We start from the raw sequence: 18,885 nt of genomic DNA, 5'->3' as shown, positions 1-18,885 counted from the left end.
GACCGAACTGCCCGAGGATGCCTTTGTTGTCTCCGCGTGACCTGCCGGCATGGCTGGCCCACCCCCTGCGATGGCAGAAGGCGCCCGTGCCGTGGGGCGCCGTCGGGCGTGCGGCGCTCGCCGCCGGCCCGTTGCTGGGGGCGGGAATCGCCGCAGGGCGACCGGAGGCGGGCGTTCCGGCGGCGCTGGGCGCCATGCTCGCCGGTGTGAACGACCGGCCGGGCACCCGGCGTACCGGCATCGTGCATGTCGGACTGCCGACGCTCGCGGGGGCGACGGGGCTGCTGGCCGGTGCGGCGTACGCGGACCTGGCGGGCGGTTGGTGGGCCCTGCTCGCCATGTTCGCGGTCGGACTGGTCTCGGGGGCCGTGAGCGTGACCGGCCCGGTGAGCTCGGCGGCCGGGATGCAGCTGATGGTCACCACATCCATAGGCATGGGCATGCCGCTGCCGGGCGCGCCCTGGTTCAAGGCGCTGTGTTTCCTCGGCGGGGCCGGGTGGCTGCTGCTGCTCCGCCTGGTGCTGCGGCCACCGCGCCCCGCCGGCGGAGCCCTGGCCGGCGAGCGGGCGGCGCTGGCCTCGGCGTTCGAGGCGCTCGCCGACGCGCTGACGGCGGTCGGCGGACCCGGCGCCGTACCGGCACGGCGCCGGCTCACGGCGGCGATGGACAGGGCGGACGAAGCGCTGCGCCTGCACCGCCTGCTGCGGCGCCGCGTCACGTCCGACGAGTTGCTGCTCACCGAGCGGTACGCCGCTGCCACCGCGCTGTGCGAGGCGGGCGTGGCACTGCTGTGGGAGGCGCGGCCACTGCCGCCGCGCGTCGCCGAGGGGCCGCGCCGGCTGGCGGCCGCGATCCGCACCAACGCCCCACCGGGGGCACTGCCCGCACCGGAGGCGAGCACGGCCGCGCGCGCCGCGTTCGACCGGGCGGTGCTGAGCGCGGCGGTGGTGTTCAGCCGTACGGAGCCACGGGTATCGAGCCCGGCCGACGCGAAGTCGGTGGCACCGCCACTGGTCCGCCGCCGGGCACTCAGTGCGCCCGGCCGACGGTACGGGGCCAGGGTCGCGATGTGCGTGACGGCGAGCGCGGCGGTGGCGCTGGCACTGCGCCCCGACCACTGGTACTGGCTTCCGACGACGGCGGCGTTCTTGGTGAAGCCGGATCTGGGGCCGCTGTTCTCGCGCACGGTGAACCGTTTCGCCGGGACGGCACTCGGCGTCCTGGTCTTCGCGGCGGCGGCCGCCCTGTTCACCGCGGCGTACGGGGGCCAGTGGTGGCCGGCAGTCCTGGCCACCGCCGCCGGCGCGCTGGTGCCGGTCGCGAGTCGGCACTACGCGATGCAGACCGCCGTGGTCACGGTTCTTGTGCTGTCCTTCGTCTGGGTGGGCGGCGACACCCGGGCCGCCGACAGCCGGCTCATCGACACCGCCATCGCCTGCGCCATCGTGCTCATCGTCGGCCACCTGCCGCTGCTCGCCGACCCGAGTGCCCGGGTCGGGCACCGGCTGGCGGCTGCCCTGCGGCGTACGGAGGCCTACCTGAGCCATGTTCTCCACGCCCCGGCCGGTGAACGGACCGATGAGCGGATGGCGTTGCGCCGGGCCGCGTACCGGGCGCTCAGCGAGGCCCGGTACGCGGCCGACACAGTGGCGGCCGAGTTGCCGGCCCAAGGCGCCAGGGACACGGACTGGGCGCCGCTCGTCGCCGCGGCGGAACGGATCGCGGACGCGGCGACGGCCTGCGCGGTGCGCATGGAGCACGGCGCCGCCCGCCCGTCGCAGCGTGAGGCGCACGAGGTCACCTCGGCGATGACGGCCATCGCCGACGCGCTGGACGGGCGGGGCGGACGGGGCGACCGGCCCCCGCCCGAGCCGACCATCGCCGTGGAGTGCGAGACGCTGGCGGACGTGGTCGCCGAACTGCACCGCATCCGGGAAAAGGTGACCGGTCGGTGACACGACCGTCCGAGCGGTGCCCGGCCGTACGCTTGCCCCCATGACGACTGGCTGGCAAGCGCGCGACATCCCCGACCAGAGCGGCCGTACGGCCGTGGTCACCGGGGCCAACAGCGGCATCGGACTCGTCACGGCGCGTGAACTCGCCCGCCGCGGCGCGCGCGTGGTGCTCGCGTGCCGCAGCGAGCAGCGCGGCAAGGAGGCGGCGGCGGGCATCAGGCGCGAAGTCCCGGATGCGCTGGTCGAGTTCGCACCACTCGACCTGGCGGAGCTGTCCTCCATACGGGACTTCGCCGGCTCGTACGCGCACGACCGCCTCGACCTGCTCATCAACAACGCGGGCGTCATGGCGCTCCCGTACGGACGCACCGCCGACGGTTTCGAGACGCAGTTCGGGGTCAATCACCTCGGGCACTTCGCCCTCACCGGGCTGCTTCTCCCGCACCTCCTCCGGACGCCCGCGGCGCGCGTAGTGACCGTCTCCAGTGGCCTTCACGCCCTGGCGAACATCGACATCGGTGACCTCAACAGCGAGCGCAGGTACCGGCGCTGGATCGCGTACGGCCGCTCCAAGACCGCGAACCTGCTCTTCACCCACGAGCTGGCCGCGCGCCTCGCCACGGCGGGCTCCGACGTCGTCGCGGCGGCCGCCCACCCCGGCTATGCCAGCACGAACCTCCAGAGCGCGGGCGTACGGATGGAGGGGCGCAGGGCGGCCGAGCGGATCGTCGGACTCGGGAACAGGATCATCGCGCAGCCCGCCGAGTCCGGCGCCCTGCCCACGCTGTACGCGGCGACAGGACCCGGCGTACGGCCCGACTCGTTCACCGGGCCGAAGATCCAGGGCTGGCGGGGCGCGCCCACGAAGTCGTGGCGCGCGAAGTGGACAACGAACGATGTGGCGAGCGAGCGCCTGTGGGTGGCCTCGGAGCAGCTCACCGGGGTGACGTACGAGGGCCTCAAGGCCTGAGGCCCTCCGTCGTCTTCTGAGCGGGGCTGTGCCTCAGCCCTGCCCCTCGACCGCCGACGGGTCCATCCAGATGATCTCCCACGTGTGACCGTCGGGGTCCTGGAAGGAACGGCCGTACATGAAGCCGTGGTCGATGGGCTCGTTTGCCGGGGATCCTCCGGACGCGAGGGCCGTGTCGGCCATCTCGTCGACCTTCTCCCGGCTGTCGGCACTGAGCGCGAGCAGTACCTCCGTCGTCCGGCTCGTGTCCGCGATCTCCTTCTTCGTGAACTCCTTGAAGCGCGGCTCCGTGAGCAGCATGGCGAAGATCGTGTCGCTGATCACCAGACAGGCGGTCTTGTCATCACTGAACTGCGGGTTGAAGGAGTAGCCGAGCTTGCTGAAGAAGGACTTCGTGGTGTCGAGGTTCTTCACCGGCAGGTTCACAAAGATCATCTGAGGCATGAGCGGTGTCTCTCTTCTCTCGTCGTTGCCTTTCGCAGGGGTAGACCCGGGGGCCGCGCGAAACTCATCGCTCGAACAGGAACTCGCGGAAAATTTCCGCCTTGCGGGCCCGCCACGCCCGTTCTAGCGTCGGCGCCATGACCAGCTCCGCCGGCGCCGGAAAGAAGATCACCGAGAAGCTGTCGGCCGACGTGCTGAAGGCGTCCACCGGCCGGGACTGGGACGCGTGGTTCGCCCTCCTCGACGCGTGGGGCGCCACCGGGCGCACCCACACGGAGATCGCCCGCCACCTGACCGATGACCTCGCCGTGGACGGGTGGTACGCCCAGTCGATCACGGTGGGGTACGAGCAGGAGCGCGGACTGCGCGAGGTCGGCCAGTCTTCGACCGGTGAGTGGCAGGCGAGCGGCAGCAGAACCGTGGAAGCGCCGGTCGCGCGCTGCGAGGCCGCCTTCACCGATGCGGATGTACGCCGCCGGTGGCTTCCCGGGAGCGAGTTTTCGCTGCGTACGCGACGGGAGGGGAAGACTCTGTCGGCCGACTACGGGAACGGCCGGCTCTCCGTCAGCTTCACTCCCAAGGGCGAGTCGAAGACGCAGGTGGCACTCCAGCACACGAAGCTCGCGGACGCTGCGGAGGTGGCGGCGTACAAGGCCTTCTGGAAGGAACGCCTCGCCGCTCTCAAGACGCTTCTGGAGCCGTGAGAGGAGAGCCGCCCGCCGAGCTAGGCCCGAAGCTCTTCCGCCGCGTCCGCGACCCGGCCGATCAGGCGCAGCAGCGTCTCCTGCTCCCTCTCGTCGAGGGGGGCGAGGAACACCCGGTTCATCCGGGCCGTCCGGGTGACCAGCTTGCGGTGCACCGCCGCGCCCTCGTCCGTGAGCTTGAGTACGTTGCGCCGGCCGTCGTGCGGGTCGCGCACCCGCTCCAGCAGACCCCGCCTGCCGAGGCGTGCCACCAGGTCCGCGATGGTCGAGCGGTCCAGGTGAACGTGCTCGCTCAGGGTGCGCTGGTCGATGTCCGGCTTCTCGGCCAGGGCATTGAGCACGGCGAACTGCGGCGACGTGGTCTCCTCCGAGACCATCGTGGTCCACAGCAGGGTGTGCGCCTGCTGCAGCCGCCGGGCGAGATGCCCGGGGTGGGTGCTCAGATCGACCGCAGCCATGCGGGGCCTCCTGCGAATCCTGGGTGATGCTCTGTGTACTGAGCCATTGACGTGAGCGGGACTCGGTGGAATTGTACGGCCTCGACGAAAAACTAGTCAGTACACTGAGCAACTGTGGAGTGAGTGACGATGGCCGACATACGCAGCCTGCACGACGCCGTGGCGGACCTCATCCACGACGGGGACACCCTCGCGATGGAGGGTTTCACGCACCTGATCCCGTACGCCGCCGCGCACGAGATCATCCGCCGGGGCATCACCGACCTGACCCTCGCCAGGATGACCCCGGACGTCATCTACGACCAGCTGATCGGCGCCGGTCTGGTGAAGAAGCTGATCTTCTCCTGGGGCGGCAACCCGGGCGTCGGCTCCCTGCACCGCTTCCGCGACGCCGTCGAGAACGGCTGGCCGCGCCCCCTGGAGCTCGACGAGCACAGCCACGCGGGCATGGCCAACCGTTACGTCGCGGGTGCGTCGCGACTGCCGTTCGCCGTCCTGCGCGGCTACCGCGGCTCCGACCTCGCCACCCGTACGGACACGGTCTCCTCCGTCACCTGCCCGTTCACCGGTGAGGAACTGGCCGCCGTCGCCGCGCTGAACCCCGACGTCACCGTCATCCACGCCCAGCAGGCCGACCGGGACGGCAACGTCCAGCTGTGGGGCCTGACCGGCGTCCAGAAGGAGGCCGCGCTGGCCGCCGGCCGGGTGCTCGTGACGGTCGAGGAGATCGTCGACGAGCTGACGCCCCGGCCCGGCGGCGTCGTCCTGCCGACCTGGGTGATCGACGCGGTCGCCGTCGTGCCGGGCGGCGCGCATCCGTCGTACGCCAGCGGCTACACGGTGCGCGACAACGACTTCTACCAGGCGTGGGACCCGATCGCCCGGGACCGCGACGCCTTCACGCAGTGGCTCGACACGAACGTACGCACCGAAGGGGCTGCCGTCCGATGACCACCTCCGCCACCACCGAGGACTTCACCCGCGACGAGCTGATGGAGGTCAACGCGGCCCGCGCGCTGGCCGGGGCGCGGACCTGTTTCGTCGGCATCGGGCTGCCGTCCACCGCCGCCAACCTCGCCCGCAACACCGTCAATCCCAAGCTGGTGCTCATCTACGAGTCCGGGACGATCGGCTCCAAGCCGACCCGGCTGCCGCTGTCCATCGGCGACGGCGAACTGGCCGAGACCGCCGACGCGGTGGTGCCCGTACCCGAGATGTTCAATTACTGGCTCCAGGGCGGCCGGATCGATGTCGGCTTCCTCGGCGCGGCCCAGGTCGACCGTTTCGCCAACATTAATACGACGGTCATCGAACGAGGCCCGGACAAGCCGGAGGGCCGCCTCCCGGGCGCGGGCGGCGCACCCGAGATCGCGTCGAACTGCGGCAAAGTGCTGATGGTGCTGCGCCACTCCACCCGCAACTTCGTGCGGAAGCTGGACTTCGTCACCACGCTCGGCCACGGCTCGGGTCCCGGCGACCGCAAGGAGCTCGGCATGCCGGGCGCGGGCCCGGTCGCCGTCATCACCGACCTCGGCATCCTGCGGCCCGACCCGGCCACCGCCGAACTCGTGCTCACCGAGCTGCACCCCGGTGTCACCGTCGAGCAGGTACGGGCGGCCACCGGCTGGGAGCTGAAGACGGCGGACACGGTCGGGGTCACCGAGCCGCCGACCGCCGCCGAACTGGCCGCGCTGCGCACCCTCAAGGCAGCGGGAAGGTCCGCAGGAAAGGACACCGCCTGATGACTCTCACCCAGTCCGACATCGACGGCGAGCTCGCCGAGATCCGCGCCGGTTACGAGAAGGCCCGCGCGGCCGGCACCCCCGCCGCGCATCACCCCCCGCGCGACTTCCCGCCGTACCGCAGCAGTCTTCTCCGCCACCCGCAGCAGCCCCTGGTGGCCGTCAGCAGGGACCCCGAGGCCGTGGAGCTGTCCGGCCCCGTCTTCGGCCACACCGACGTCACCGAGCTCGACCACGACCTGACCCGGCAGCACGCCGGTGAGCCGCTCGGCGAGCGCATCACCGTGTCCGGGCGGCTGCTGGACAGTGCGGGCCGTCCGGTACGCGGCCAGCTCGTCGAGCTGTGGCAGGCCAACGCCTCCGGCCGCTACGCCCACCAGCGCGACCAGCACCCGGCGCCCCTGGACCCGAACTTCACGGGCGTGGGGCGGGTGCTGACGGGCGACGACGGCTCGTACAGCTTCACGACCATCAAGCCGGGCGCCTACCCGTGGCGCAACCACCAGAACGCGTGGCGCCCCGCCCACATCCACTTCTCGCTCTTCGGCACGGCCTTCACGCAGCGCCTGGTCACCCAGATGTACTTCCCTGGGGACCCACTTTTCGCGTACGACCCGATCCTCCAGTCGGTGACGGACGACGCGGCGCGCGCCCGGCTCGTCGCCGCGTACGACCACTCCCTCTCCCGCCCCGAATGGTCGCTGGGCTACCGCTGGGACATCGTCCTCGACGGCCCGTCCGCCACCTGGATCGAGGAAGGCCGCTGATGACATATCTGCCGCCCACCCCGTCGCACACTGCGGGTCCCTTTTACGGGTACGCCCTGCCGTTCCCGGGAGGCGGCGATATCGCCCCCCGGGAACATCCCGACGCGATGACGCTTCACGGGTACGTCTACGACGGCGCCGGGGAACCGGTCCCGGACGCGATCGTCGAGTTCTGGCAGGCGGGACCGGACGGTTCACTGACCGGCGCGCCGGGTTCGATGCGCCGCGATCCCGTGACGGGCGGTTTCCTCGGCCGCAACGGGGTCGACTTCACGGGCTTCGGCCGGGTCCCGACGGACGCGGACGGCCACTACACGGTCCGCACCCTGCCCCCAGGGGGCCCGTCCACTCCGTACATCAGCGTGTGCGTGTTCGCGCGGGGCCTGACCCACCACCTCTTCACACGCGCCTACCTGGCGGAGGGCCCGGACGCGCTGCTCGCCTCGCTGACTCCCGAGCGCCGCGCGACACTGATCGCCCGGCCCGAACCGAACCGCGACCGCACCCACCGCTTCGACATCCGCCTCCAGGGCGAGGAGGAGACGGTCTTCCTTGACTTCGCCTGACCACGGACTGCTCTCTCCCGTACGCACCGGAACCGCGGCCGATGCTGCGACCGGCGACGTGGCCCTGCTCCAGGCGATGCTGGACGCGGAGGCGGCCCTCACGCGGGCGCAGGGGCCCGCCTGGGCGGGCGAGGCGGTCACGGCGGCGGCCATGGCCGCCCACTTCGACGTACGCGACCTGGCACTGCGTGCCCGGCCCGGCGGCAATCCGGTGATCCCCCTGGTGGCCGACCTCGCGGCAGCCGTGGGCCCGGAAGCCGCGCCGTACGTGCACCGGGGAGCGACGAGCCAGGACATCGTCGACACGGCGATGATGCTGGTGGCAGCGCGCACGCTCCCCCTCATCACGGCCGACCTGACCCGCACGGCGACGGCCCTCACCACCCTGGCGGCGGTCCACCGGGACACCCCCATGCCGGGCCGCACCCTGACCCAGCACGCGGTCCCCACCACCTTCGGCCTGAAGGCAGCAGGCTGGCGCTCCCTGGCAATGGACGCCACAAGCCGCCTGAGCGCCCTCACCCTCCCCGCCCAACTGGGCGGAGCGGCAGGCACCCTGGCAGCATTCGCCCCACCCCCACGCTGTGGGCATACGTTCCGCCAGGGCGGAACGGGTGGGCACAGCGGAACCCCCGCCGAAGGCCCAGCCCCCCGCACCCCCGACCCCGGCCTTACCACCCGCACCCCCGACCCGGGCCTGACCCTCCTCACCACGTACGCAGCCGAACTCAACCTGGCGGCGCCCAGCCTCCCCTGGCACACCCTCCGCACCCCCATCGCGGACCTCGCCACCACCCTCGCCTTCACCTGCGCCGCCCTGGGCAAACTAGCCACAGACGTCCTCACCCTCTCCCGCACCGAAATCGCCGAAGTCTCCGAAGGCACCGGCGGCGCCTCCTCCGCGATGCCCCACAAGGCCAACCCCGTCCGCGCCACCCTGATCGCCTCAGCCGCCCAACAGGCCCCGGCCCTGGCCTCCGTACTCCTCGCCTCCCTCGCCTCCGCCGGGGACGAACGCCCCGCAGGCGCCTGGCACGCCGAATGGCAGCCCCTGCGCGAGCTCCTGCGCCTGGCCGGCGGCGCGGCCGCCCACGCGGCCGACCTCACCGAAGGCCTCCGCGTCCACCCCGACCGCATGCGCCAGAACCTCGACCTCACCCACGGCCTGATCGTCAGCGAACGCATCGCCGCAGTCCTGGCGCCCGCCCTCGGCCGAGCCGCCGCCAAAGAACTCCTCACCGCGGCCTCCCGACGCACAACCGCCGAAGGCATCCCCCTGGCAGAGGCCTTGACGGAGGCCCTCGCCGACGCGCTCCCCGAAGACGAACTGGCCGAAGACGAACTGGCCGAACTCACCGACCCCACGCGCTACACCGGCTCCGCGGCCGCCCTGGTAGACCGCGCCCTGGACCGAAAGCCGGAGCACCCCCATGCCTGAGGACACGCACAACCTCCCCCACTTCCTCCCCCACGTCCGCCTGGACGGCCCAGAATCCGGCACGCCCCTGATCCTCGGCCCCTCCGTAGGCACCTCCCTCACCGTGTGGGAGCCGCAGCTCGCCGCCCTGGCCCGCGTCCACCGCGTCCTGCGCTGGGACCTCCCGGGCCACGGCGGCACCCCCGCCGACGTGATCCCGCGGGCGGCCGGCACGGCGACCGTCGCCGACCTGGCGGCGCTCGTGCTGCGGGCCGCCGACGCACAGGGCTGGGAGTCCTTCGCGTACGCCGGTGTCTCCATCGGCGGCGCCGTCGGGCTTCACCTGGCGGCGCACTACCCCGAGCGCGTCACCGCCCTCGCCGTGGTCTGCTCGTCGGCCCGCTTCGGTGAGCCCGCCACCTGGCGCGAGCGCGCCACTCTCGTGCGGGCGGAAGGCACCGAGGCGATGGTGGCGAGCCGCCCGGGCACATGGTTCGCCCCGGCCTTCGCCTCAACACCCCTGGGCCACGCGCTCATCGAAGACCTGCGCGCCACCGACCCGGCCGGCTACGCCGCCTGCTGCGACGCCCTCGCGGTGTACGACCTGCGCGGCGCGCTCCCCTCGATCACCGCACCGACCCTCGTCGTGGCCGGCCGCGACGACCCGGCCACGCCACCCGCGCACGCCCGCGAGATCACCGACGCGATCCCGGGCTCCAGCCTGCTGGAGATCGCGGGCGCGGCGCACCTGGCAGGCGTGGAGAAGCCGGAGACGGTGACGAACGCCCTGCTCGCCCACTTCGCCCCGCCGCCCGCCCACACCGACGCGTCCCGCCACGCGGCGGGCATGCGCGTGCGCCGGGCGGTACTGGGATCGGCCCACGTGGACCGCGCGGTCAGCCGTACGACCCCGTTCACAGCCCGCTTCCAGGACTTCATCACGCGGTACGCGTGGGGGGAGATCTGGACGAGCGAGACCCTGGACCGGCGCACGCGCAGCTGCATCACCCTCACGGCGCTCGTCGCCCACGGCCACGAGGCGGAGCTGGCGCTGCATGTGCGGGCGGCGCTGACCAACGGCCTGACCAGGGACGAGATCGGCGAGGTCCTGCTCCAGACGGCGGTGTACTGCGGGGTCCCCGCCGCTAACTCCGCCTTCGCTGTGGCCCAGAGCGTTTTCGACGACCTGGACCGCGTCGACTACCTCGAAGACCAAGTCGACGACTGATCACCTTCCGCTCACCGGTTGTTGATGCACTGTCAATTCGAGACTCTTACGTTCCGAGGTCACAGTCCCCCCATCTTGGAGTGACACATGGAACGTCGTAGCTTCCTGCGCGGCGCTGTCATCGGCACCTCCGCAGCCGCCTTCGGCGGCACCCTCTGGCGCGGCGCCGCGTACGCCGCCCCCGCGCAGCCCGGCTCCGGTCCCTACGGGGCCATAGGCGCCGCCGACGCCAACGGCATACGCCTGCCCGCCGGCTTCACCAGCCGCGTCATAGCCCGCTCCGGCCAGAAGGTCGGCTCCACCGCGTACACCTGGCACAACGCGCCCGACGGCGGTGACTGTTACGCGGACGGAACCGGCTGGATCTACGTCTCCAACTCGGAGATCAACCCCTCCGGCGGCGCGGGCGCGGTCCGCTTCTCCTCGACGGGCGCGATAACCGGCGCGTACCGCATACTCTCCTCCACCCGCCAGAACTGCGCGGGCGGCAAGACCCCGTGGAACACCTGGCTGTCGTGCGAGGAGGTCGACCGTGGCTACGTCTACGAGACCGACCCGTGGGGCGTGAAGGCCGCCGTACGCCGCGACGCGATGGGCCGCTTCAAGCACGAGGCCGCCGCGGCGGACCCCGTACGCAAGACCATCTACCTCACCGAGGACGTCACCGACGGCTGCTTCTACCGCTTCACGCCCACCACCTGGGGTGACCTGTCGGCGGGCAGGCTGGAGGTCCTGAAGATGGGTTCGGGTACGTCCGGACCCGTCACCTGGGCCACCGTCCCCGACCCGAGCGGCGCCACCGCCACCCGTAACCAGGTCTCGGGCGCCAAGCGCTTCACGGGCGGCGAGGGCTGCTACTACGCCAACGACACCTGCTGGTTCACCACCAAGGGCGACGGCCGCGTCTGGCAGTACAACGCGGCCGCCCAGACCATCGAGCTCGCCTACGACGACTCGCTCGTCAACGGCACGGCCCCCCTGACGGGCGTCGACAACGTCACCGGCACGGCCTCCGGCGACCTGTTCGTCGCCGAGGACGGCGGCAACATGGAGATCTGCGTGATCACGCCGGACGACGTGGTGGCCACCTTCCTGCGGATCGAAGGCCAGTCGAGCTCCGAGATCACCGGCCCGGCGTTCTCACCGGACGGCAGGCGCCTGTACTTCTCCAGCCAGCGCGGTACGAGCGGCAGCTCGTCCGGCGGCATCACGTACGAGGTGACGGGCCCCTTCCGCAGCTGACACACGTCTCCCACATCTCACTGGAGTGATTCCGCTGTGGCGCCGCCCCGCAGCAGGGCGGCGCCCAGCGGCGTCAGCGTGTGCAGCACCGAGTTGCCGTGCCGCAGGGTGACGACCAGGCCGGCCTCGCGCAGTACGCACGCGTGCTGGCTCGCCGAGGCGAGCGACACCGCTGCCCTGCGGGCCAGTTCGCTCGTCGTACAGCCGCCGCCGATGGCCGCCAGGACCGTGGAGCGGGTCTGGCCGACGAGGCGGCCCAGCGGCGGTCCGGGGTCGTCGGCCGGCGCCGGGGCGTCCGCGTGGGTCACCGGGTAGACCAGCACGGGCAGCAGCTGCGGGTCCCGGTAGACGACCGGGGTGCCGCGGCAGAAGAACGACGGCTGGAGCAGCAGTCCCCGCCCGCGCAGATACAGGTCCCGGTCGACCGGATAGTCCGCCTCCAGGACCGGCGGGCGCCAGCGCAGCATCGGCGGGAGTGACGCGAGGAGTTCGTCCGCGCCGCCGTCGAGCAGGGCGCGGCCCCTGGCGGCCCGGTCGGCTTCTATACGGGACTGGACGTGCGGCCAGTACGGCTCGACGGCGGCGCGGTGGTAGCCGCGCAGCGCACCCACGAGCCGGGCCAGTGCGTCGCCCCGGCCGCCGGCGAGCGGGGCGGCGTGCCGGCGCTGCTGCGTCGACGCCCCGCAGCTCTGCGCAGCCGTACGGTCGCTCTGGCGGTGCGTGGCGGCGAGCAGGGCCAGTTCGGCGCGCAGCCGCTCGGGGGCGGTACCGCGTACCGCTTCGAGTCCCTCTTCCATGCCGCGCACGCCCTCACGAGGCGTCAGGAAATCCGGGAAATAACCCCTGCTCGGTATCACCGGCGCCAACAGTCGTGTTTCACCATTCAACCGAGTACGCGATTCCCGGCGCCATTCTCCGAACACCTTGGCACCACGCCTGTCGCGCAGTCTGTGAAAACTGAGCACCGTTTCCCATAACGCGTCCGGCCGGTCGGACAGCCGAACCCTCGACAAGTCAACACCGGAGAAATGAACACGTAGCACCGAAGCCCCATCTGTTGCATCCGCAATCGCCCCCGCAGTTGAGTATGCATGCCATCACACGCCGTCACCACGGCCTTTCAGCCACAATTGAAACGCATCGCGCGCGACGGTGCCGAACGCAATGCTGTTCCTCGTCGGGCACGACACCGGAGTCACCGGAAAGACGCAGCGAAGGCCGTGGGGGGCTTTGCTGGGTCTGGCGGCGGTCGGCGAAGGTAGCGGCTCAGTGTCCGGCGAGCTATCAGGATGCGGTCGTCGGGTGGGGATCCGGCGACCGCATCCTGCCGTCCTGCCACCCATTTCAGGGGAGAATGGCGGAATTCAACTGCTGTTGCTTTCTGTTGTTTCCTGTACCACTAATTGTCTGACGACAGAACACGACAGAGCGGCGGCACCTCGCATCGAGGTGCCGCCGCTCTGGTTGTTACGGGTCCTGCTAGCGCGAGTCGCTGCCCGAGGACTGCGCCGCCGCGCGCCCCGCCTCAAGGCGCGCCACCGGGATCCGGAACGGCGAGCAGGAGACGTAGTCCAGGCCCACCTCGTGGAAGAAGTGCACCGACTCCGGGTCACCGCCGTGCTCGCCGCAGACGCCGAGCTTCAGGTCGGGACGCGTGGCGCGCCCGGCCTCGACGGCGCTGCGCACGAGTGCGCCGACGCCGTCCCGGTCGATCGTCTCGAACGGGGAGACCCCGAAGATGCCCTTCTCCAGGTACGCCGTGAAGAAGCTCGCCTCGACGTCGTCGCGGGAGAAGCCCCACACGGTCTGGGTGAGGTCGTTCGTACCGAAGGAGAAGAACTGCGCGGCCTCGGCGATCTGACCGGCGGTCAGCGCGGCGCGCGGCAGCTCGATCATGGTGCCGATGGTCAGCTTGAGGTTGGTGCCGCTGGCGGCCTCGACCTCGGCGATGACCTTGTCGGCCTCCTCGCGGACGATCTCCAGCTCCTGGACGGTGCCGACGAGCGGAATCATGATCTCCGGGCGCGGGTCGCCCTTGGCGTTCTTGCGGTGCGCCGCGGCTTCCGCGATAGCGCGTACCTGCATCGCGAAGAGACCCGGGATGACGAGGCCCAGACGTACACCGCGCAGACCCAGCATCGGGTTCTGCTCGTGCAGCTTGTGCACGGCCTGGAGGAGGCGCAGGTCGTTCTCGTTCGCGTCCTTGCGGGACTCGGCGAGCGCGACGCGCACCGACAGCTCGGTGATGTCCGGCAGGAACTCGTGCAGCGGCGGGTCGAGCAGCCGCACCGTCACCGGCAGGCCGTCCATCGACTCGAACAGCTCGATGAAGTCGGCCTTCTGGAGCGGCAGCAGCGCGCCCAGCGCCTGCTCGCGCTCGTCGTCCGTGTCGGCCAGGATCAGCCGCTCCACGAGCTCGCGGCGCTCGCCGAGGAACATGTGCTCCGTACGGCACAGGCCGATGCCCTGGGCGCCGAAGCGACGGGCGCGCAGCGCGTCCTCGGCGTTGTCGGCGTTGGCACGCACGCGCAGGCGGCGTACTCGGTCGGCGTACGCCATGATCCGGTGCACGGCGGCGACGAGCTCGTCGGCGTCGTCGGCGCCGGCGTGCATGCGGCCCTCGAAGTACTCGACGACCGGGGACGGTACGACGGGCACCTCGCCGAGGTACACCTTGCCGGTGGAGCCGTCGATGGAGACGACGTCACCCTCCTCGACGACGATCCCGCCCGGAGCCGTCATACGGCGCCGCTTGGTGTCGACCTCGATCTCCTCGGCGCCGCAGACGCAGGTCTTGCCCATGCCGCGCGCCACGACGGCGGCGTGCGAGGTCTTGCCGCCGCGCGAGGTCAGGATGCCTTCGGCGGCGATCATGCCGTCGAGGTCGTCCGGGTTGGTCTCACGGCGGATGAGGATGACCTTCTCGCCGGAACGCGACCACTTGACGGCCGTGTACGAGTCGAAGACCGCCTTGCCGACAGCGGCGCCCGGGGAGGCGGCGATGCCACGGCCGAGCTTCTCCGTCTTCGCCTCCTCGTCGAAGCGCGGGAACATCAGCTGCGCGAGCTGCGCACCGTTGACGCGCTGGAGCGCCTCGGCCTCGTCGATGAGGCCCTGGTCGACGAGCTGCGTGGCGATGCGGAAGGCGGCACCGGCGGTGCGCTTGCCGACGCGGGTCTGGAGCATCCACAGCTGGCCGCGCTCGATCGTGAACTCGATGTCGCAGAGATCCTTGTAGTGGGTCTCCAGCGTCTCCATGATCTGCATGAGCTGGTCGTACGACGCCTTGTCGATGTTCTCGAGGTCGGCGAGCGGCACGGTGTTGCGGATACCGGCTACGACGTCCTCGCCCTGCGCGTTCTGCAGGTAGTCGCCGTAGACGCCCTGGTGGCCGCTGGCGGGGTCGCGGGTGAAGGCGACACCGGTGCCGGAGTCGGGGCCGAGGTTGCCGAAGACCATGGAGCAGATGTTGACGGCCGTGCCGAGGTCGCCGGGGATGCGCTCCTGGCGGCGGTACAGCTTGGCGCGGTCGGTGTTCCACGAGTCGAAGACCGCGTTTATGGCGAGGTCCATCTGCTCGCGCGGGTCCTGCGGGAAGTCGCGTCCGGCCTCGTCGGAGACGATCTTCTTGAACTTGCGGACCAGCTTCTTGAGGTCGGCCGCCTCCAGGTCGGTGTCGACCTTGACCTTCTTGGCGGCCTTCGCCTGCTCCAGCGCCTCTTCGAAGAGTTCGCCGTCGACGCCGAGGACCGTCTTGCCGAACATCTGGATGAGACGGCGGTACGAGTCCCACGCGAAGCGCTCGTCGCCGCCGGCCTGCTTGGCGAGGCCGGTGACCGACTTGTCGGAGAGCCCGATGTTCAGGACGGTGTCCATCATGCCGGGCATGGAGAACTTGGCGCCCGAGCGGACGGAGACGAGCAGCGGGTTGTCGGGCTGGCCGAGCTTCTTGCCCATCTTCTGCTCAAGGGCCTCCAGGTGCGCGCTGACCTCGGCGCGCAGCGCCTCCGGCGCCTCGCCGCTGTCGAGGTAGACCTTGCACGCCTCGGTCGTGATGGTGAAGCCCGGAGGGACGGGCAGCCCGAGGTTGGTCATCTCGGCGAGGTTGGCGCCCTTGCCGCCCAGCAGGTCCTTGAGGTTCCTGTTGCCCTCGGTGAAGTCATAAACGAACTTCTGGCCCTCAGGCGCGGGTGTGACTACGTGAAGATCTTTGTTTTCCGACACGGGTCTCGACTCCTCGAGGCTCGGTGGCTGCCCTGACGGCCAGGAACATACCCAGATCGAAGGTGTCTGGGTACGTCCACCTGACTGTCATGCGGCCTTAACCACTCGTCCGCCAGCAGATCGAAAGTGATCAACTACCTGGAGCACATAACGGACTCAGTTCAAGAGTTGTACACAGAAATACGCTCAGCAATCATTATCGCGCAAACCATAGGCGGAGAGTAACGAATGGTTTGATCGATCAAAACAAAAAAGGTGGCACCCAGTGCCACCTTTTGAGAGATGCAGTCTCGACCAACATGCTCATCTGAGCAAACAGCTCATCAGGCGTGGCGAGGATCACGCCACAGATGAGCTCGAATGAGACCCATCCGAGACCCCAATCTCAGCCTCCGGACGTGTCCAGCTCTGCGTCCTCGCTCACACCCGCGCAGTCGTACGGGTCCTTCAGCCAGCCATCCGGCAGGACAATCCGCCCATTACCGGACGAACGACCCCGAGGTCCGTCCGCCCCCACCGGCCACGCCTGGTCCAGATTGAGCTCGCTCAAGTGAGCGTCCATTTCGTCCAGAGATGAGGAGATCGCAAGCTTCTTTCGCATCTCCGAGCCGACGGCGAAGCCCTTGAGGTACCAGGCGACGTGCTTACGGAAGTCAATGACCCCGCGTGCCTCGTCACCGATCCACTGGCCAAGGAGCTCCGCGTGCCTGCGCATCACCGCGGCCACCTCGCGCAGCGTCGGGGCCGCGTACGCGTCCGTACCCTCGAAGCCCGCCACCAGGTCCCCGAACAGCCACGGGCGCCCCAGGCAGCCGCGCCCGACGACCACACCGTCGCAGCCCGTCTCGCGCATCATCCGCAGCGCGTCGTCGGCGGACCAGATGTCGCCGTTGCCGAGCACCGGGATCTCCGGCACGTGCTCCTTGAGGCGTGCGATGGCGTCCCAGTCGGCCGTACCGCCGTAGTGCTGAGCGGCAGTCCTGCCGTGCAGAGCGATCGCTGTGACGCCCTCCTCGACCGCTATCCGTCCGGCGTCGAGATAGGTGAGGTGGTCGTCGTTGATGCCCTTGCGCATCTTCATCGTCACGGGCAGCTCGCCCGCGTTGGACACGGCCTCGTTGAGGATGGCCCGCAGCAGCGGCCGCTTGTACGGAAGCGCCGAGCCACCCCCCTTGCGCGTCACCTTCGGCACCGGGCAGCCGAAGTTCAGGTCGATGTGATCGGCCAGGTCCTCGTCCACGATCATGCGGACCGCCTTGCCGACGGTGACCGGGTCCACTCCGTACAGCTGGATGGACCGAGGCGTCTCGGCCGCGTCGAAGTGGACCAGCTGCATGGTCTTCTCATTGCGCTCGACCAGCGCCCTCGTGGTGATCATCTCGCTCACGAACAGCCCCTTGCCGCCGGAAAACTCGCGGCACAGGGTGCGGAAAGGGGCGTTGGTGATGCCGGCCATGGGGGCGAGCACCACCGGCGGCTGCACGGAGTGCGGGCCGATGGAGAGCATGGGGAGCGCGGTGGTCATGGGCCCATTGTCCCGTACGGCACGAGTCATTAGTGAGCCGTACTATCCGCGTATGCCCGAGCTCACCCACCGGCGGCGGTTGCTGGTGCTGGCGATCTGCTGCATGAGCCTGCTGATCGTGAGCCTCGACAACACCGCGCTCAACGTCGCCCTCCCTTCCATGCGCAAGGAACTCGGGGCGACGGTCGCCGGGATGCAGTGGACGATCGACGCGTACACGCTGGTCCTCGCCTCGCTGCTGATGCTCGCGGGCTCCACCGCAGACCGGATCGGGCGGCGCAGGGTCTTCAAGACCGGCCTCGTGCTCTTCACGCTCGGCTCGCTGCTGTGCTCCCTCGCGCCGAACCTCGAATCGCTCGTCGCCTTCCGCATGGTCCAGGCCGTCGGCGGCTCGATGCTCAACCCCGTCGCCATGTCGATCATCACCAACACCTTCACCGAGCCGCGGGAGCGGGCCCGGGCGATCGGGGTGTGGGGCGGTGTGGTCGGAATCTCCATGGCCGCGGGCCCGCTGATCGGCGGCCTGCTGGTGGACTCGGTGGGCTGGCGGGCGATCTTCTGGCTGAATCTGCCGGTGGGGCTGGCCGCACTCCTGCTGACCATTCGGTACGTACCCGAGTCGCGCGCCCCGAAGGCACGCCGCCCCGACCCCGTCGGCCAGCTGCTCGTCATCGCGCTGCTCGGATCGCTCACGTACGCGATCATCGAGGCACCCGTGGCGGGCTGGACGTCACCCTTGATTCTGCTGTTCGCGGGAACGGCCGTTTCGGCACTCCTGTGCCTTCTCGTGTACGAACCGAGACGGACCGAGCCACTGATCGATCTCCGGTTCTTCCGGAGTGCGCCCTTCAGCGGGGCGACGGTGATCGCGGTGTGCGCGTTCGCCGCGCTCGGCGGCTTCCTCTTCGTGAACACCCTGTATCTCCAGGACGTGCGCGGCTTCTCCGCGCTGCACGCCGGGCTCTACATGCTCCCCATGGCGGCTCTGACGTTCGTCTGCGCACCGCTCTCGGGACGGCTCGTAGGCAGCCGCGGGCCGCGCCTGTCACTCCTGGTGGCCGGGGTCACGATGGCGGCGAGCGGCGTGCTGTTCGCGGCGTTCGAGGCGGAGACGTCCACACCCCTGCTGTTCACCGGGTACGTGCTGTTCGGCGTGGGCTTCGGCATGGTGAACGCGCCGATCACGAACACCGCCGTATCCGGGATGCCGCGCGCCCAGGCGGGCGTCGCCGCCGCGGTCGCCTCGACCAGCAGGCAGGTCGGTACGACGCTGGGCGTCGCCGTCATCGGCGCGGTGCTGGCCGCCGGGGTGCACGGCCGGCCGTACGCCGACACGTTCGTGGCGGCGAGCAGGCCGGCCTGGTGGATCATCGCCGGCTGCGGACTGTGCGTACTGCTGGTGGGAGCCCTGACCAGCGGACCATGGGCGCTGCGGTCGGCCCGCCGGACGGCGGCCCGGCTGGAGGACTGCCCGACGGGCCGGTCGTCGGCGGGCGCGGTGCGCTGAAGGACACGCGAAGGGGCCCGGACCGCTGTCTGTGGACGCTGTTGGTTTATTCGGGCCCTGTTGCTTCTTGCTTCGCCCCGCTGGATCTATCCGGCGGGGCGAAGTGCTGCGAAGTGGCTGGTGCGGGTGCGGGCCC

Annotated in this window: 16 protein-coding genes; 11 read left to right on the top strand and 5 right to left on the bottom strand. The window is 70.5% G+C overall.

Annotated elements, in window-relative coordinates; genetic code table 11:
• The first annotated feature begins 17 nt into the window (after nt 1–17).
• Together J7E96_RS28555 and J7E96_RS28550 are read left to right on the top strand one after the other, a co-directional pair.
• Complete coding sequence (locus J7E96_RS28555) at nt 18–1,955, top strand: FUSC family protein (RefSeq protein WP_215135319.1); 1,938 nt, start codon at nt 18–20, stop codon at nt 1,953–1,955.
• Between the two features lie 40 nt (nt 1,956–1,995).
• Nucleotides 1,996–2,925 (top strand): oxidoreductase, encoded by a 930-nt coding sequence (locus tag J7E96_RS28550; RefSeq protein WP_215135317.1) that lies wholly within the window; start codon nt 1,996–1,998, stop codon nt 2,923–2,925.
• Between the two features lie 33 nt (nt 2,926–2,958).
• Here the strand turns inward: J7E96_RS28550 and J7E96_RS28545 are convergent, their stop codons facing one another.
• Nucleotides 2,959–3,369, bottom strand: a complete 411-nt coding sequence (locus J7E96_RS28545; RefSeq protein WP_215135315.1) for a VOC family protein — start codon at nt 3,367–3,369, stop codon at nt 2,959–2,961.
• A gap of 137 nt (nt 3,370–3,506) precedes the next feature.
• On the opposite strand from J7E96_RS28545, the gene J7E96_RS28540 reads away from it, so the two are divergent.
• Nucleotides 3,507–4,073 (top strand): SRPBCC domain-containing protein, encoded by a 567-nt coding sequence (locus tag J7E96_RS28540; protein WP_215135313.1) that lies wholly within the window; start codon nt 3,507–3,509, stop codon nt 4,071–4,073.
• Nucleotides 4,074–4,093: 20 nt separating this feature from the next.
• On the opposite strand, the gene J7E96_RS28535 is transcribed toward J7E96_RS28540, so the two are convergent.
• Complete coding sequence (locus J7E96_RS28535; RefSeq protein WP_215135311.1) at nt 4,094–4,531, bottom strand: MarR family winged helix-turn-helix transcriptional regulator; 438 nt, start codon at nt 4,529–4,531, stop codon at nt 4,094–4,096.
• A 129-nt stretch (nt 4,532–4,660) separates the two neighbouring features.
• Between J7E96_RS28535 and J7E96_RS28530 the strand changes: the two genes are divergently transcribed.
• The 7 genes from J7E96_RS28530 (at nt 4,661) to J7E96_RS28500 (ending at nt 11,493) form a co-directional block, all read left to right on the top strand.
• Nucleotides 4,661–5,482, top strand: coding sequence for a CoA transferase subunit A (locus J7E96_RS28530; RefSeq protein WP_215135309.1), 822 nt, complete (start codon nt 4,661–4,663; stop codon nt 5,480–5,482).
• Nucleotides 5,479–6,273 (top strand): CoA-transferase subunit beta, encoded by a 795-nt coding sequence (locus tag J7E96_RS28525; RefSeq protein WP_215135307.1) that lies wholly within the window; start codon nt 5,479–5,481, stop codon nt 6,271–6,273. The genes J7E96_RS28530 and J7E96_RS28525 overlap by 4 nt, the downstream gene beginning before the upstream one ends.
• The gene (pcaH, locus tag J7E96_RS28520) at nt 6,273–7,040 is read left to right on the top strand and encodes a protocatechuate 3,4-dioxygenase subunit beta (RefSeq protein WP_215135305.1); all 768 of its coding nucleotides are present in this window, start codon (nt 6,273–6,275) and stop codon (nt 7,038–7,040) included. Before J7E96_RS28525 ends, pcaH begins: the two co-directional genes overlap by 1 nt.
• Nucleotides 7,040–7,606, top strand: coding sequence for a protocatechuate 3,4-dioxygenase subunit alpha (pcaG, locus tag J7E96_RS28515; RefSeq protein ID WP_215135303.1), 567 nt, complete (start codon nt 7,040–7,042; stop codon nt 7,604–7,606). The genes pcaH and pcaG overlap by 1 nt, the downstream gene beginning before the upstream one ends.
• Nucleotides 7,593–9,044, top strand: coding sequence for an adenylosuccinate lyase family protein (locus J7E96_RS28510; protein ID WP_251070570.1), 1,452 nt, complete (start codon nt 7,593–7,595; stop codon nt 9,042–9,044). Before pcaG ends, J7E96_RS28510 begins: the two co-directional genes overlap by 14 nt.
• On the top strand, nt 9,037–10,251 hold the full coding sequence (gene pcaC, locus J7E96_RS28505; RefSeq protein WP_215135301.1) for a 4-carboxymuconolactone decarboxylase: 1,215 nt from the start codon (nt 9,037–9,039) through the stop codon (nt 10,249–10,251). Before J7E96_RS28510 ends, pcaC begins: the two co-directional genes overlap by 8 nt.
• A gap of 87 nt (nt 10,252–10,338) precedes the next feature.
• Nucleotides 10,339–11,493, top strand: coding sequence for an alkaline phosphatase PhoX (locus tag J7E96_RS28500; protein WP_215135299.1), 1,155 nt, complete (start codon nt 10,339–10,341; stop codon nt 11,491–11,493).
• Between the two features lie 17 nt (nt 11,494–11,510).
• Here the strand turns inward: J7E96_RS28500 and J7E96_RS28495 are convergent, their stop codons facing one another.
• The 3 genes from J7E96_RS28495 to dusB all read right to left on the bottom strand — a co-directional run bounded on the left by J7E96_RS28495 (nt 11,511) and on the right by dusB (nt 17,242).
• The gene (locus J7E96_RS28495; protein ID WP_215135297.1) at nt 11,511–12,536 is read right to left on the bottom strand and encodes a helix-turn-helix transcriptional regulator; all 1,026 of its coding nucleotides are present in this window, start codon (nt 12,534–12,536) and stop codon (nt 11,511–11,513) included.
• Between the two features lie 436 nt (nt 12,537–12,972).
• Nucleotides 12,973–15,717, bottom strand: a complete 2,745-nt coding sequence (gene ppdK, locus J7E96_RS28490; RefSeq protein ID WP_215135295.1) for a pyruvate, phosphate dikinase — start codon at nt 15,715–15,717, stop codon at nt 12,973–12,975.
• A 385-nt stretch (nt 15,718–16,102) separates the two neighbouring features.
• On the bottom strand, nt 16,103–17,242 hold the full coding sequence (gene dusB / locus J7E96_RS28485) for a tRNA dihydrouridine synthase DusB (protein WP_251070569.1): 1,140 nt from the start codon (nt 17,240–17,242) through the stop codon (nt 16,103–16,105).
• Between the two features lie 52 nt (nt 17,243–17,294).
• Between dusB and J7E96_RS28480 the strand changes: the two genes are divergently transcribed.
• On the top strand, nt 17,295–18,749 hold the full coding sequence (locus tag J7E96_RS28480) for an MFS transporter (RefSeq protein ID WP_215135290.1): 1,455 nt from the start codon (nt 17,295–17,297) through the stop codon (nt 18,747–18,749).
• Nucleotides 18,750–18,885: the final 136 nt, after the last annotated feature.

Source organism: Streptomyces sp. ISL-96, from assembly GCF_018614035.1.
In the GTDB taxonomy this organism is placed as follows: Bacteria; Actinomycetota; Actinomycetes; order Streptomycetales; family Streptomycetaceae; genus Streptomyces.
Note: the sequence above shows the minus strand (reverse complement) of the source record. Positions and strands in the feature narration are given on the sequence as shown.